This is a genomic window from Escherichia sp. WS3227_2, assembly GCF_046486495.1.
In the GTDB taxonomy this organism is placed as follows: Bacteria; Pseudomonadota; Gammaproteobacteria; order Enterobacterales; family Enterobacteriaceae; genus Escherichia; species Escherichia coli.
In genome coordinates this window covers 181150-195190 of record NZ_JBJQLG010000007.1, presented here as the reverse complement: position 1 = coordinate 195190, position 14041 = coordinate 181150, and the positions used below count along the sequence as shown (strand labels likewise).

The window sequence follows — 14041 nt, the reverse complement described above, 5'->3', positions numbered from 1 at the left end:
AGACTCGGCATGTTTGGGATTATTAAGCTGACAATTCATACGATTACGGGAATGTGGGTCACTATTGTGTTATTCAAATTGATGACGAATGGCTGGAGTGGTTTCTACTTTCAGTGCTGTGTACTAAGCCTGGTATTCCTGACGGTTAGCTGGTTGTTGAGTGGTGAATGGTTGGCAGGAAAGAGTAAGGCTGAACCCTCACGTTCAACCTTACTCTCATTTACACGTTACGCTTTTTTAAAGCGGGCAAAGAGATGTTCCACTACAACGAAAAAGACCGGAACGAAGTAAATTGCCAGCACTGTTGCGGCAAACATCCCGCCCATCACGCCGGTACCAACCGCATTTTGCGCGCCAGAACCGGCACCATGACTGATAACCAGCGGCAGCACGCCGAGAATAAAGGCCAGAGAGGTCATCAGGATTGGGCGTAAACGCATCCGCGCCGCTTCGATGATTGCCTCTATCGGCGTTTTCCCTTCTTTCTGCATCATCTCAACGGCAAATTCGACAATCAGGATGGCGTTCTTGGCGGAAAGCCCGATGGTGGTCAGCAAACCAACCTGGAAGTAGACGTCATTACTTAAGCCGCGTAGATCGGTGGCCAGTAATGCGCCAACGACGCCTAACGGTACAACCAACATCACCGAGAACGGAATTGACCAGCTCTCATAAAGTGCGGCGAGGGCGAGGAACACCACGACCAGTGAAATGGCATACAGCGTGGGAGCCTGATTTGAGGATAACGCTTCCTGATACGACAGTCCGGTCCATGAGTAGCCGACGCCTGCCGGAAGTTTAGCGACCAGGTCTGCCATAAATTTCATGGCGTCACCGGTACTTTTCCCGGCCGCCGCTTCACCTAAAATCTCCATTGACGGGATGCCGTTGTAGCGTTCCAGTCGCGGTGAACCATAGGTCCATTCGGTAGACGAGTAGGCAGAAAGCGGTGCCATCGTGCCAGAGGCGTTGCGTACATACCATTGGTTGATGTTATCCGGCAACATACGGAACGGCGTGCCTGCCTGGACATACACTTTTTTCACCCGCCCCTGGTTGAGGAAGTCGTTCACGTAGCTGCTGCCGAAGGCGGTGGAAATTGTCTGGTTGATATCAGACAGCGCCACACCCATTGCCTCAGCTTTCGCGGCGTTGACGTTCACTTTGAACATCGGCGTATCTTCCAGGCCGTTCGGGCGTACCCCGGTGACCTGATTCGGTGATTGCGCTGCCAGTGATAATAGCTCGTTTCGTGCCTGGGTTAGTTTTTCGTGCCCCAGGTTACCGTTGTCCAGCAGTTCCATATCAAAACCTGACGCGGTACCCAGTTCAGCCACCGCGGGTAAGTTGAACGGGAAGACGACGGCTTTATTGATACTGCTTAGCGCAATCATTGCCCGCTGAATGATCGCGGTAACCGAGTTTTCCTCACCGACACGTTCAGACCACGGCTTGAGGCTGATAAACGCCAGACCGTTGTTTTGCCCCTGGCCGCTGAAGCCAAAGCCGCCAACGGTAAACACCGACTGAACATTATCTTTCTCTTTAGTCAGATAATAATCCGTCACCTGTTGCAGCACTTTCGTGGTGTTAACCATGGTGGCACCGGAAGGTAACTGCGCGGTGGTCATAAATACCCCCTGATCCTCTTCTGGTAAGAAAGAGGTCGGCGTGCGCAGGAACAGCACCGCCATCCCGGCGCAAATCAGGAGGTAGACCACCATGTAGCGACCGGTACAACGCAACAGCGAGCGGGTGCTATCGGTATAGTGCTGAGTTGATTTTTCAAACAGCGTGTTGAAGCGTGCGAACAGGGCGTTAGGTTTATGACCGCCTTCCGGCGCGGCTTTCAGAATGGTGGCGCACAGGGCAGGGGTCAGGCTCATTGCCACAAATACTGAAAGCAGCATGGAGGAGATCAGCGTGATGGAGAACTGGCGGTAGATCTCCCCGGTTGCACCGCTCATAAAGGCCATCGGCATAAACACTGCGGAAAGAACAACGGCAATCCCGACCAGCGCACGTTGGATCTGCCCCATCGATTTATGCGTTGCTTCCTTCGGCGGTAGCTTATCTTCCGCAATGACACGCTCGACGTTCTCCACCACCACGATGGCGTCATCCACCAGTAACCCTATCGCCAGCACCATCCCGAACATAGTTAACGTGTTGATGGTGAAACCGACCGCCGACAAGATCGCAAACGTCCCGAGAATAACCACCGGTACGGCAATCGTCGGGATGATTGTGGCACGGAAATTCTGCAAAAACAGATACATGACCAGGAAGACGAGGATGATAGCCTCAACCAGTGTTTTAAAAACTTCCTGAATAGAAATTTCGATAAACGGCGTGGTGTCGTAAGGATAAACCGTCTTCAGACTTGCGGGGAAATAGGCTGATAAGCGGTTCAGCTCCTCTTTGACTGCCCGCGAGGTATCCAGGGCGTTTGCTCCGGTAGCCAGTTTGATGGCGATCCCGGCAGCAGGTTTGCCGTTATAGCGCGCCACGGTGGAATAATCTTCCGCTCCAAGTTCGACGCGGGCGACATCACGCAGCAGCACTTGCGAACCATCTTGCTGAACTTTCAACAGGATTTTGCCAAATTCTTCCGGCGTTTGCAGACGCGTCTGCACAATGATCGAGGCGTTTAGTTGCTGGTCTGCCGCCTGTGGCATGCCACCCAGTTGACCACCAGAAATCTGGTTGTTCTGCACCTTAATCTGGGAAATAACATCGGAAGGTACCAGATTGTATTTATTGAGTTTTTGCGGGTCCAGCCAGATACGCATGGCGTACTCGGAACCAAAGAGCTGTACGCTACCAACGCCCGCGGTACGGCTTAGCGGGTCTTTGATATTAGACGCTACATAGTCCGCGATATCGTACTGGTTGAGGCTGCCGTTATCAGAAATAAACGCCGCTACCATCAGGATATTACTGCTCGACTTATCGACGCTAATCCCCTGCTGCTGCACCGCTTCAGGTAATGAAGGCATAGCGAGTTGCAGTTTATTTTGCACCTGAACCTGTGCGATATCAGGAGATGTCCCAGTCTCGAAGGTCAGAGTGATAGAGGCATTGCCCGCCGCATCACTGGTTGAAGACATGTACATCAGGCCATCAAGCCCATTCATATTTTGCTCAATCACCTGAGTGACCGAGTCTTCTACCGTTTGCGCATCGGCACCTGGATAGGTTGCGCTGACGGTTATGGTCGGTGGCGCAATCTGCGGATACTGCGCAACCGGTAAGTTCATGATCGCCAGACCGCCTGCAAGCATCATAATAATGGCAAGTACCCAGGCAAAAACCGGGCGATCAATAAAATAGTTAGCCATGAAAGTCCCCTTAAGCCTGCAACGTTATTGTTTCGATTCGGTGCTGGCGTTTTCCTGGCTGGAGGAAATTGCTCGTGCTTTGATACCCGGACGAATGCGTTGCAAACCGGAAACGATCACCCGATCGCCAGCCTGCAAGCCAGAGGTGACAACCCACTGGTCGCCGATGGCTTTGCTGGCTTCGATTTCGCGTAGCTGCACGACATCGTCTTTATCCAGAATGAGCGCCGTTGCTTTACCCTGGGCGTTGTGGGTGACGCCTTCCTGCGGCACCAGTAATACATTCTGGCGGCTACCTTCATCCACTAATGCCGTAACGTACATGCCAGGCAGCAAGTCACCATTTGGGTTGGGGAAAATCGCCCGTAACGTCACGGAGCCCGTGGTTTCATCCACCGTCGGGTCGGAGAATTTCAGCGTGCCGGTCTGGCTGTAACGTTTACCATTTTCCAGATTGAGCTGTACTGGCGTACTGCCCTGAACCTGTTTGATTTGCCCACTGGCGACCTCTTCTTTCATACGCAAGAAATCCTGCACCGACTGCGTGAGATCGACATAAATCGGGTCCAGACGTTGTACGGTAACCAGCGAATCTGCCTGATTAGCGGTAACGAGTGCGCCGACGGTCACCGACGATTTCCCGCTGACGCCCGTAATCGGCGAGGTGACATTCGCGTATTGCAAATTGATCGTCGCCTGTTCAACAGCCGCTTTGGCGACGGTGACATTGGCTTCTGCTTCATTCAGCTGGGTGCGCGTGGTGTCGTAATCCTGACGGCTAACGTAGTTGGTCTTCAGCAACGATGCCTGGCGGTTAAAGGTGATGCGGGCATTGCTGGCGGTAGAGAGCGCTTTCGCCAGCGTGCCTTTGGCGGAGTTCAGCTCGGCCTGTAAAGGTGCAGGATCAATCTGATACAGCGAATCGCCCTGGTTCACTTTATCGCCTTCGATAAAGTTGCGTTTAATGATAATACCGCCAACCTGGGGACGTATCTCGGCAACTTCATAAGGAACGGTTCTACCGGGCAATTCGCTCAATACATTGACCGAACCGGGGGAGAGTGTGACGACACCGACCTCAGGCGTCATGGCGGCGGCGTTTTCCGCCGATTTGTCATCGCAGGCGGTGAGCATCGCGCCGCAGAATAACAACGGTATTAACAGCTTTCTTCTTCTGTTCATTTTAGTCCCTGAAAATTCTTGAGAAATAACGGTTCTTTAAATTGCGCGCGAGGAGAGATATGAGGGATTTACAGACCAGCGGCATAGTGGGGTTGTCAGCCAGTAAGGTGGGATACAGGCATAGTGATCGACATGGTGAGGTCAACGACAAAAAAAATGTTGCCGTTCTGCCAACAGTTCCTGCCAGCATTCGGGCAACGAAGGGTTCTACTGGTGGATACACATACCAGGGGAATAAAGTCGTTTTAACCTCTCCTTTAGTAATCACCGGGGGTAATGAAATCAGCATCTGCATCCCTCGTCATGCCAGCCATCAATTTCAGTTGCTTATGTCCTGACTAAAAATAAGATGTGATACCCAGGGTGACGATGTCGCTCATACGTCTTAGTTTCAGTTTGTACATAATGTTGAATTTCTGAATCTTTAATGTTTGTTGCGAAATATTGAGCGTCGACGTGATATTGCTTTCATTTTTATTTTTCAGAATCAGTTGCATAATTTTGAACTGATTATGTGAAAAACATAATTGTGAATTCTTATGGGGCAAGTGTTTACCATAAGTAATCTCAAGAAGATTTTTGATACTTTCTTTGCGGCTAACAAAATAAATAGGCGCTTTAGCTTTTAGTTTACTGATGTGATAAGGTGCCAAAACAATAATTCTCTCGGCATCTAATTTCTCCAGAAATTTAATCGCTTCTTCATCAAGGATATGATTGTGATAGGTATCAATGATAACCTTGAAGGGTTTATTGCCTACTTTTTTGATCTCTGACAGGGAATTGATTTTTATCATTTCGTGATTATCTTTCAACTGCCAAAAGCCCTGTAAAAGAAAAGAATCTTTCGTCATGAGAAAAATCATAACTTGCTCCTTAGCCGTTATCGTTTCGAACATGTCATCCTTTTCATTATTTACATCCTTGTCCGAATCGTTGTTCAATATAGTAAACGCCTATAAGAACTTTGCCTTTCGTGAACTAATACGTCTATTAACACTAATCAATGCTTCAGATTTATCCATCACACACTCCATATATTGATCCTAAGTAAAATTCCTGGTTGTTATCAGTTTGTAAACGGCAAACAAAAACTTAACGTTTACGGATTACTGCCCAAGAATAAGTTATCAATAACCAGTTTGTGATCTCTGAAGAATATTACTAAAGTTAAAATGTAATCCGATTTAAATATCGAGTCTCCTTGTTTCGACTTAAGCTGGCAATTGGATTGCCAGCTTTCTTTTAACGCATTGAAATTACCTGAGTAAATAACGCATTCATGTCTTCAGGTTTTTATATAGCGTCTGGAGACACGGATATTTATGCAATGTAATCAACGCCTGTTGCAAAAAAATGAACCCGGATTACTTATTTAACCGCCCATAGCATCAACGCTTACGGAACTCTTTGTTCACTTTCCCACAGCACTTTTAAAACATTAAACCTGACTACGGAAAATATCAGCCATGATAATGTTTGAAATGGCTAATTTGCCATGGAATGAAAAAAATTAGATGAAATTCAGTAGGTTGAAATAATCATCAGCAGGTAATTATTTCAATGATAGTGCGCAATTGATCTACAACGCTGTGTAGCGGAGAGAGTATTAATCGGATCATAGTCACATCAAGTGACTATGATCCGGGTGACAACAGGAATAATTATTGCTGCTTAACGAACAAACTGGCGAAGCTGAACAGGCTGGCGGCGCTAAATATCAGTTCAATACCCACCAGTGTGGAAACCAAAGTTACAGACACCATCGGCGTTGCACCAAGGAATATCCATGCAATGACGATATCCAGCACACCAATAACGAGCTGTAGCCAGCTGCCTTTCATTGAACGCTGACGATACCAACTCATCAGGCGAATAACCCCTGCAACACAGAACAAACCGGCAATAAATGCCGCAATGGCAAAAATGCCCAGCTCCGGTGCGCGGATGAAGAAATAGCCGATCAATAAATAGGCGACTGCGACGAGGAAACCGGATAATACAGGCCAGAAATTATGACTGCGGTTGCTGAATAATCCAACAATAAGCGCAATACCCGAGCAGATTAATAATGCACCCACTACTGTGCTTAAAATATCGCCAGAGACGAACGGAAAACTGATACACAGCAACCCGACGATAAACAGCAGCACGGCAATAAACTGGATTGCTCTGCGATGTTTTTTAAGCATCTCCAGATCAAACTTCAAAATTGTTGCCTTATCTATATATAACATAGAACCACCCTATAAAATTAAGAAGAAAATCCCCTGCTATCAATCTATGCCAAAAACGCGTCTAAGAATGCAGTCGATTTAATAAAAATTTCCTAATTACAGTATCTGATGCATCTGTAACTCATTGTATTGAAATAAAAATATCTGATTTTGATATTTTCCATCAACATGACATATACAGAAAACCAGGTTATAACCTCAGTGTCGAAATTGATTCGTGACGGCTCTTTCACTTTATAGTTGAGGATATTACGATGAAAAAAGTATTAGGCGTTATTCTTGGTGGTCTGCTTCTTCTGCCAGTAGTGAGCAATGCAGCGGATGCGCAAAAAGCAGCTGATAACAAAAAACCGGTCAACTCCTGGACCTGTGAAGATTTCCTGGCTGTGGACGAATCCTTCCAGCCAACTGCAGTTGGTTTTGCTGAAGCGCTGAACAACAAAGATAAACCAGAAGATGCGGTTTTAGATGTTCAGGGTATTGCAACCGTAACCCCAGCTATCGTTCAGGCTTGTACTCAGGATAAAAAAGCCAGCTTTAAAGATAAAGTTAAAGGCGAATGGGACAAAATTAAGAAAGATATGTAATACCGGGAATGCGTTACATCGTATTTCCTTGCATATTGAACAGGCCGGAATATCTTCTTTAAAAGCAGCTATTCCTCCTGTTTGTATATAATCTCTATATTGAATGGGTTACAAAATGAACATTTCATCTCTCCGTAAAGCGTTTATTTTTATGGGCGCTGTAGCGGCTTTGTCACTGGTGAACGCACAATCTGCGCTGGCAGCCAATGAATCTGCTAAAGATATGACCTGCCAGGAATTTATTGATCTGAATCCAAAAGCAATGACACCGGTTGCATGGTGGATGCTGCATGAAGAGACAGTATATAAAGGTGGCGATACCGTTACTTTAAATGAAACCGATCTCACTCAAATTCCTAAAGTGATCGAATACTGCAAGAAAAACCCGCAGAAAAATTTGTATACCTTCAAAAATCAAGCATCTAATGACTTGCCGAATTAATGAGGTACAAGTAAAAAGGAGTAGCAAGTTGAGCCATCTTGCTGCTCCTTTTTGCATTTTTATATGACAGCAGAATTTATTATACGTCTTATACTCGCAGCAATTGCCTGTGGCGCTATTGGCATGGAAAGGCAAATACGCGGCAAAGGAGCAGGGTTACGCACACATGTATTAATTGGCATGGGAAGCGCCCTGTTTATGATTGTTTCGAAATATGGTTTTGCTGACGTACTGTCTTTAGATCACGTCGGACTGGACCCCAGCCGTATTGCTGCTCAGGTGGTGACGGGCGTCGGGTTTATCGGTGCAGGTAACATTCTCGTTCGTAACCAAAATATTGTAGGTCTGACGACGGCAGCGGATATCTGGGTGACCGCCGCCATTGGTATGGTTATTGGTAGCGGTATGTACGAACTGGGCATTTATGGTTCAGTGATGACCTTACTGGTGCTGGAAGTCTTCCATCAATTAACCTTCCGCCTGATGAACAAAAATTACCATTTACAGCTGACATTAGTGAACGGTAATACGGTATCAATGCTCGACTGGTTTAAGCAGCAAAAAATAAAAACTGATTTAGTTTCGTTGCAGGAAAATGAAGATCATGAAGTGGTCGCCATTGATATCCAGCTTCATGCCACAACGTCGATAGAAGATCTGTTGCGATTATTAAAAGAGATGGCAGGGGTGAAAGGCGTTTCAATTAGCTAATCTGTATAGTTATTTATTCGCAGGAGTACCAGTGCGGTACTCCTGTTGGTTTTAATGATCGAGGACGATCAGTGGTGAATGGTTGGCAGGATCTTTAAGTACGGTAATATCCGCGCCGTAGAGCATTGTCAGCGCCTGCTGTGTCAATACGTCCTGCGGTTTACCATTTGCGATAACCTTTCCTTTTTGCATTAATACAATACGGTCTGCATAACGCGCGGCAAGATTTAGATCGTGCAATACGCAGCAAACATTGAACTGCCGTTCGTGAACTAACTGGCGTAATAAACGGAACAAGTGCTGCTGATGGTGAATATCCAGCGCCGAAGTTGGTTCATCAAGAAATAACCATTTCGGTGAGGGAGTAGGTTCCCAGAGTTGCACCAGCAGGCGCGCTAATTGTACGCGCTGTTGTTCACCACCGGATAATTGCCGATAGTCACGGTTTGCTAACGCCTGACAGTCACATAACGCCATTATTTGTGCTGTTTCATTATCCTGATTACCAGTGCGATGCGGATGCCGCCCCATCTGGATAACTTCTTGTACGCTGAATGGAAACGCCATGTGGCTATTTTGACGCATCACGGCCCGGTGTTTCGCCAGTTCAGTAATCGACCATTCATTTAATGGCTTATTAAACAACCGACATTCGCCGCTATCAGGTTGAAGATAGCCGGTTAACTGGCGAAGCAGCGTAGATTTTCCCGCACCATTAGGGCCGAGAATGGCAACAATTTCCCCACCGGGAAAAGTCAGCGAGACATTGTCAGTTAGACACCGCCCCTGAAGGCTATAAACCAGATTCTGGGCGCTGATCATGTGATCCTCCGGTTGCGCAGAATCAACCACATAAAATAAGGACCGCCAAGCAGGCTGGTTAATAATCCCACGGGCATTTCTGCTGGCTGTACCAGCGTGCGGGCAAGCGTGTCTGCCATCAGCAATAAACAGGCTCCGGCGAGGGCGGAGCAAGGGATTAGCCAGCGGTGATTTGCCCCGGTAGTCATACGAATCAGATGCGGGATCACCAGGCCGATAAAGCCGATAATGCCGCTTACCGATACGGCGGCACCAACGAGCAGTGAGCTCACTAACAGTAATTGCTGGCGTTTACGCTTAACGTTCACGCCGAGGTAGTGGGCTTCTTCATCACCGAGCTGCAGTAAATTCAGCGTTCCGGCGAGACAAGTTGTTGCGATAATGGCCGGTAGGATGAATGAACTGGCAACCAATAACGTCGGCCATTGCGCCTGTCCAAGATTGCCCATCATCCACAATGTGAGTTGTCGTAGCTGCTGCTCATCGCCGATATAGCTCAGGATGCCGATCGCTGCGCCGCACAGGGCATTGATGGCGATACCGGCGAGTAATAATTGCATCATGCTGCCATCGCGATGGCGCTGCGTGATGAGAAAAATGATGGTGCAGACCACTAAACTTCCGGCAATGGCAAACACCATTTGCTCATAGAGCACCAGCACCACTGGGAAGGAGAAGGGCAGCACAATTGCAACGCCAACCATTAATGCAGAACCGCTACTGACGCCGAGTAATCCTGGGTCAGCCATTGGGTTGCGAAAAAGCCCCTGCATAATTACCCCTGCGGTTGCCAACGCTGCACCTACCAGCACCGCCAGCAAAACCCGTGGTAGACGAATATTGAGCCAGATATCGCGGTATTCCTCATCAAAAAGAGCATCAAAACTGATCCTTAACGCTCCCTGACTGGCACCGAACAGCACCAGAGCGAGCAATAATAGTGATAGCCCCATAAAGACCCTGGCGGAAGAGAGTGAATCCTTGAGCACGCAAAACTCCGTTACGACATTACGGCGCGGACATGCCGCGCCGGGGTATCACGCCGGTTTCAGGTCCGGTTCAATCAGACTGTAGACCTGCTGGTTAAGTGCTGGCGCATTTGCCAGTTCATGGATATGTGCGGCGACATCGGCACGGTGAACAAAACCATGACACTCCTGATTTTGTATCCGTTGTGCTTTGCCCGTTGCCGCACCATCAAGCAGACCGCCAGGGCGGAGAATGGCGTAATCAAGCTGGCTGGTTTGCAACCAGCTTTCCGCCAGCGTTTTTTCCCGTACCGCCTGACCAAACGCAGCCTTTGCCCGCTCCGATAAAAACGGCCAGCTATCGCCGCATCCCAAAGAGGTCACCAGAATCATGCGACTGATGCCGGCCTTTTCGGCCTCATCAATCACTGTTCTGTGCGCCAGATAATCCTGAGCTCCGCCCATTGTTGAGATGATAAGCGCATCCGGGCCAGCTGCGCGGCAAGCATCCGCGACTACGCTGGCATCACAGGCGTCGCCTGTAAAAACCTGTACGCCTTGTTGCGCCAGTTTCGTGGCGGCATCGGCATGACGAACGACAGCAACGACCGGACGTTGCTCTGCCAGCGCCAGTTCAAGCGTTCTGGCACCCACACCTTTTCCGCCTGCGCCAAAGAGTAGCCACGGCGTCATCAGGCGTGTTCCTTTAACGATGCTGACAGAGCATGGAAGGCGCTGACTTGTTCGCTCAGGAGCTGACGATGGTCATCCCTGCCGAGGAAGATTTTCAGCATTGCGCTGCCTTCTTTGTTGAAAAAGAGAATGGATGCGGTGTCCATGCCCATAAATTTACGTTCGATCAAGGCAATATGTGTGCAGTTTTCTGCTTTGATATGCCCGGACATGCCGTGCTTTCCGCGTAGGTTGAAATAGCCGTGGCGGTGGAAACCCGAAGGCAGTTCGCCGCTAAATTCGAGGATGACATCGGCAGTATGTACTAACGTGGTGACGTTGCCCCATTCGCAGACGGTATCCCAGACAGTATCGAATTTATCGCCTGACACTATGGTAGAGGAGGGCAGATTTTTCACTACTTCCAGCAGTGTGGTGTTGTATTGTTCGGCTACCACCTCCAGCGTACCGTCCGGCTCCGTTTTCAAAAATTCTTGTAACGAGACATGGCTCATAAATCACTCCTGTTATGGTTTTTCACGCACAATCGCTGGCGCATTAAGTACCTGAATTAGTTCATTAAGAGACTGCAAAATATTGCTTGCCCAGAAACGACCTTCATTAGTCAGCCGCAGGCAAGTTGACGCATCGCGGCTTAAGCCTTTTTGGTGCCATTGAGCCAGTAACGGCGCGAGTTTTTCGGCATGTGGCGTAAGTTCATCCAGCGGTACACGCGCTGTTTCAACACCTGACTGCAAGGTATGACGCCATTGCGCATTACGTTCGGCGTTACGCATGATCATCATCAGCGGTTTTTTGCCTGCCGCGACGGATTCATGCCAGGTCTGCAGATTGCGTTCGTTCATCCAGGAGTAACCATTAATCGAACCGCCGGCTCCGGAACCAAAGGCCAGACAATCGGCACCTTGTTTAATCAGCAGGTTATAGAGATTGCGTTCGCGTGTGGTACGGCCCCAGTGGCTGTTACTGATGCAGCGCCAACCGACATCGTCCATAAAATCACACCCTTGCAGATAAAGATCGCGACGTTCTGCCGGAGAGGGCACGGTAGTACGCCCATTTTCCACGGCTTTGCCCAGCGGTGTATTGGGCAGGACATTGAGCGCATAGAGATCGACGCCGTCGAGACCGATATCGCGGGCAATAGCCAGATCTTCTCCCCAGGTTTGCGCATCCTGACCTGGCAGGCCAAACAGCAGGTCACAGACCACCGCAGCACGGTCACGTTTGACCAGGCTTTCCATAAACGCAATGGCGGTTGGGCCATCCGAGGTGCGGGCCATTTTCTTGCGGATTTTGCTGTTAAACGACTGGATACCAATTGAGAAACGGTTTGCTCCTGCATCAAGACAAGCATCGATTCGCTCAGCGTCAAAATTCAGTACCCGGCCTTCGATAGTGATTTCACAATCAGGGGCCAGTGGCAGCTTTTCTCGTAATGTGTTGATAATTCTGGCTAACTCGTGTGCCGAAAGCGCGGAAGGCGTACCGCCACCGAAATAGACCGCGTGGATGGGGGCAGACTGATGCAATACGCTGTCCGCTTCCATTTCTATTTCACGAATCAGGGCGTCGGTATAATGAGCACACGCATCCTCATTAAAACGGTTCTGATAAAAACCACAAAACGTGCAGTGTGTCGCACAAAAAGGAATGTGTAGATAAACCAGTCGCTTACGTGGTGATACCGTTTGATTGATCATCTCTTGCCAGGTCTGTGCCAGTTGCTCTTTGGCAACCGGAATGGCTCCACGAAACGGCATCATGGCGCGCCTGTCTTTAAATGGCTGATCACCGTCTAAAGCAAAATGTGGCGTGAGATCCAGGGTGTTATTTGCGTTCATTCGTCTGATTTAAATCCATTTATTGCGGCCAAAGCTGCTGGTGTAAAGACTCAACGACATCAGCAATACGCGGACCCATTCCCAGAATCAGGTTTTGATCAACGGTGATAATGCGCTGGTTTTTCCATGCGGCAGTGTGGGTAATTCCGGCAATAGAACGTAGCCGATTAATATCGCCATCGACCATTTGTGAGGTTACGACAATCACTTCTGGATTGGCCGCAATCAGTGATTCTGCACTGTAGCTTTTGTACTGCTGGTGGGTTGCGACGTTTTCTGCTCCGGCAAGCGAAAGAATGGCGTCCGCGACGCTGCCTTTACCGGCAACCTGTGGCGCACTTCCGCCTGCGGAGAGAATAAACATGGCTCTAACCGGGGCTTTTTTGGCCGCCACGTTTTGCTGTACTCGCTCCAGGCGTTGGTTGATCTGTGTCACCAGCGCCTCGCCTTGTTCAGGAACCTGTAGCGTTTTTGCCAGTTGGCGAATGTTGGCGTACATCTGCTCAAGGGTGGCAGGCACACGCGGCAGGGTAACGACGTTGACTTTCTGCGCCCGTAGTTGGTCGAGCACAATTTGCGGTCCAGCATCCTGCCAGGTAATTACGCTATCCGGGCGAAGTGACAAAATGCCTTCGCTGCTGAGTTGTTTCCAGTAGCCAATATGCGGCAGTTTGGCGGTTTCTGGTGGATAAGATGTCGTTTCATCGACACCAACCACGCGTTCGCCAGCGCCCATCGCGTAGATTAGCTCCGTCAGCGATCCTCCTGCGACCACGATACGTTCGGCAGCCGTTACGCTAAAAGCCCAGCTAAGAGCCAGTACTGCCGTAAACAATTTTTTTCGTTTTACCGCGGTCTTCGCGGCAGAGGCCACGGCTGAAATACATAACGTCAGTGGGGAAAAAAGAAACGGCCTGGTGATGATCCTTGGCATAATATGAGAACTCTTATCAAATTGAGAATGATCATGATTATCATTTGAGTTATATATGAAATACAACCGTCGATTCAATACGCAAGGCGTTACAAGCGTATTTATTTTTGATTTTTATCAAGATGCTTCGTCAGCTAACGTTCTTGTTACCGACTAAATTTCAGCGCGGGAAAAAGCTGAGAACCCAGAGATATCGAGGCTTGCAGAGCAAAGCGAAGAGAAAATTATCACTGTTAACGACAAAGTTTAGTGATGAGGTCATGGGGGAATAACCATAAAA

General features: G+C 48.7%; 14 protein-coding genes. 4 read left to right on the top strand and 10 right to left on the bottom strand.

Features of this window, described 5'->3' with window-relative positions:
* Positions 1–227 precede the first annotated feature (227 nt).
* Both mdtF and mdtE read right to left on the bottom strand, forming a co-directional pair.
* Positions 228–3341 (bottom strand): multidrug efflux pump RND permease MdtF, encoded by a 3114-nt coding sequence (mdtF, locus tag ACJHXB_RS12165; protein WP_042097927.1) that lies wholly within the window; start codon positions 3339–3341, stop codon positions 228–230.
* Positions 3342–3365: 24 nt separating this feature from the next.
* The gene (gene mdtE, locus ACJHXB_RS12160) at positions 3366–4475 is read right to left on the bottom strand and encodes a multidrug transporter subunit MdtE (protein WP_308325444.1); all 1110 of its coding nucleotides are present in this window, start codon (positions 4473–4475) and stop codon (positions 3366–3368) included.
* A 107-nt stretch (positions 4476–4582) separates the two neighbouring features.
* Between mdtE and ACJHXB_RS12155 the strand changes: the two genes are divergently transcribed.
* On the top strand, positions 4583–4861 hold the full coding sequence (locus tag ACJHXB_RS12155; RefSeq protein WP_001551801.1) for a hypothetical protein: 279 nt from the start codon (positions 4583–4585) through the stop codon (positions 4859–4861).
* On the opposite strand, the gene gadE is transcribed toward ACJHXB_RS12155, so the two are convergent.
* Both gadE and hdeD read right to left on the bottom strand, forming a co-directional pair.
* The gene (gene gadE, locus ACJHXB_RS12150) at positions 4862–5389 is read right to left on the bottom strand and encodes an acid resistance transcriptional activator GadE (RefSeq protein ID WP_000576690.1); all 528 of its coding nucleotides are present in this window, start codon (positions 5387–5389) and stop codon (positions 4862–4864) included.
* A gap of 798 nt (positions 5390–6187) precedes the next feature.
* Positions 6188–6760 carry an acid-resistance protein HdeD gene (hdeD, locus tag ACJHXB_RS12145; protein ID WP_000965672.1) on the bottom strand — a complete coding sequence of 191 codons (573 nt, stop codon included), beginning with the start codon at positions 6758–6760 and terminating at the stop codon, positions 6188–6190.
* Positions 6761–7014: 254 nt separating this feature from the next.
* Between hdeD and hdeA the strand changes: the two genes are divergently transcribed.
* The 3 genes from hdeA (at position 7015) to ACJHXB_RS12130 (ending at position 8500) form a co-directional block, all read left to right on the top strand.
* On the top strand, positions 7015–7347 hold the full coding sequence (gene hdeA, locus ACJHXB_RS12140) for an acid-activated periplasmic chaperone HdeA (protein ID WP_000756548.1): 333 nt from the start codon (positions 7015–7017) through the stop codon (positions 7345–7347).
* Between the two features lie 115 nt (positions 7348–7462).
* Entirely contained in the window at positions 7463–7789 is a 327-nt protein-coding gene (hdeB, locus tag ACJHXB_RS12135) for an acid-activated periplasmic chaperone HdeB (protein ID WP_001298717.1), read from the top strand.
* 63 nt (positions 7790–7852) lie between these two features.
* Positions 7853–8500 carry an MgtC/SapB family protein gene (locus tag ACJHXB_RS12130; protein ID WP_001604922.1) on the top strand — a complete coding sequence of 216 codons (648 nt, stop codon included), beginning with the start codon at positions 7853–7855 and terminating at the stop codon, positions 8498–8500.
* Between the two features lie 51 nt (positions 8501–8551).
* Here the strand turns inward: ACJHXB_RS12130 and ACJHXB_RS12125 are convergent, their stop codons facing one another.
* Genes ACJHXB_RS12125 through shuT form a run of 6 tightly spaced genes read right to left on the bottom strand, consistent with a single transcriptional unit; the run spans position 8552 to position 13761 of the window.
* Entirely contained in the window at positions 8552–9322 is a 771-nt protein-coding gene (locus ACJHXB_RS12125; protein ID WP_001469407.1) for a heme ABC transporter ATP-binding protein, read from the bottom strand.
* On the bottom strand, positions 9319–10311 hold the full coding sequence (shuU, locus tag ACJHXB_RS12120; protein WP_000910408.1) for a heme ABC transporter permease ShuU/ChuU: 993 nt from the start codon (positions 10309–10311) through the stop codon (positions 9319–9321). The genes ACJHXB_RS12125 and shuU overlap by 4 nt, the downstream gene beginning before the upstream one ends.
* Positions 10312–10359: 48 nt before the next feature.
* Positions 10360–10983 carry an anaerobilin reductase gene (gene chuY / locus ACJHXB_RS12115; protein ID WP_000189365.1) on the bottom strand — a complete coding sequence of 208 codons (624 nt, stop codon included), beginning with the start codon at positions 10981–10983 and terminating at the stop codon, positions 10360–10362.
* Positions 10983–11477 (bottom strand): heme utilization cystosolic carrier protein HutX, encoded by a 495-nt coding sequence (gene hutX / locus ACJHXB_RS12110; protein WP_000020042.1) that lies wholly within the window; start codon positions 11475–11477, stop codon positions 10983–10985. Before hutX ends, chuY begins: the two co-directional genes overlap by 1 nt.
* Before the next feature lie 12 nt (positions 11478–11489).
* Positions 11490–12827: a heme anaerobic degradation radical SAM methyltransferase ChuW/HutW gene (gene hutW / locus ACJHXB_RS12105; RefSeq protein ID WP_000993322.1), complete on the bottom strand. Its 1338-nt coding sequence runs from the start codon at positions 12825–12827 to the stop codon at positions 11490–11492.
* A 19-nt stretch (positions 12828–12846) separates the two neighbouring features.
* Complete coding sequence (gene shuT / locus ACJHXB_RS12100; protein WP_001469405.1) at positions 12847–13761, bottom strand: heme ABC transporter substrate-binding protein ShuT; 915 nt, start codon at positions 13759–13761, stop codon at positions 12847–12849.
* Positions 13762–14041: the final 280 nt, after the last annotated feature.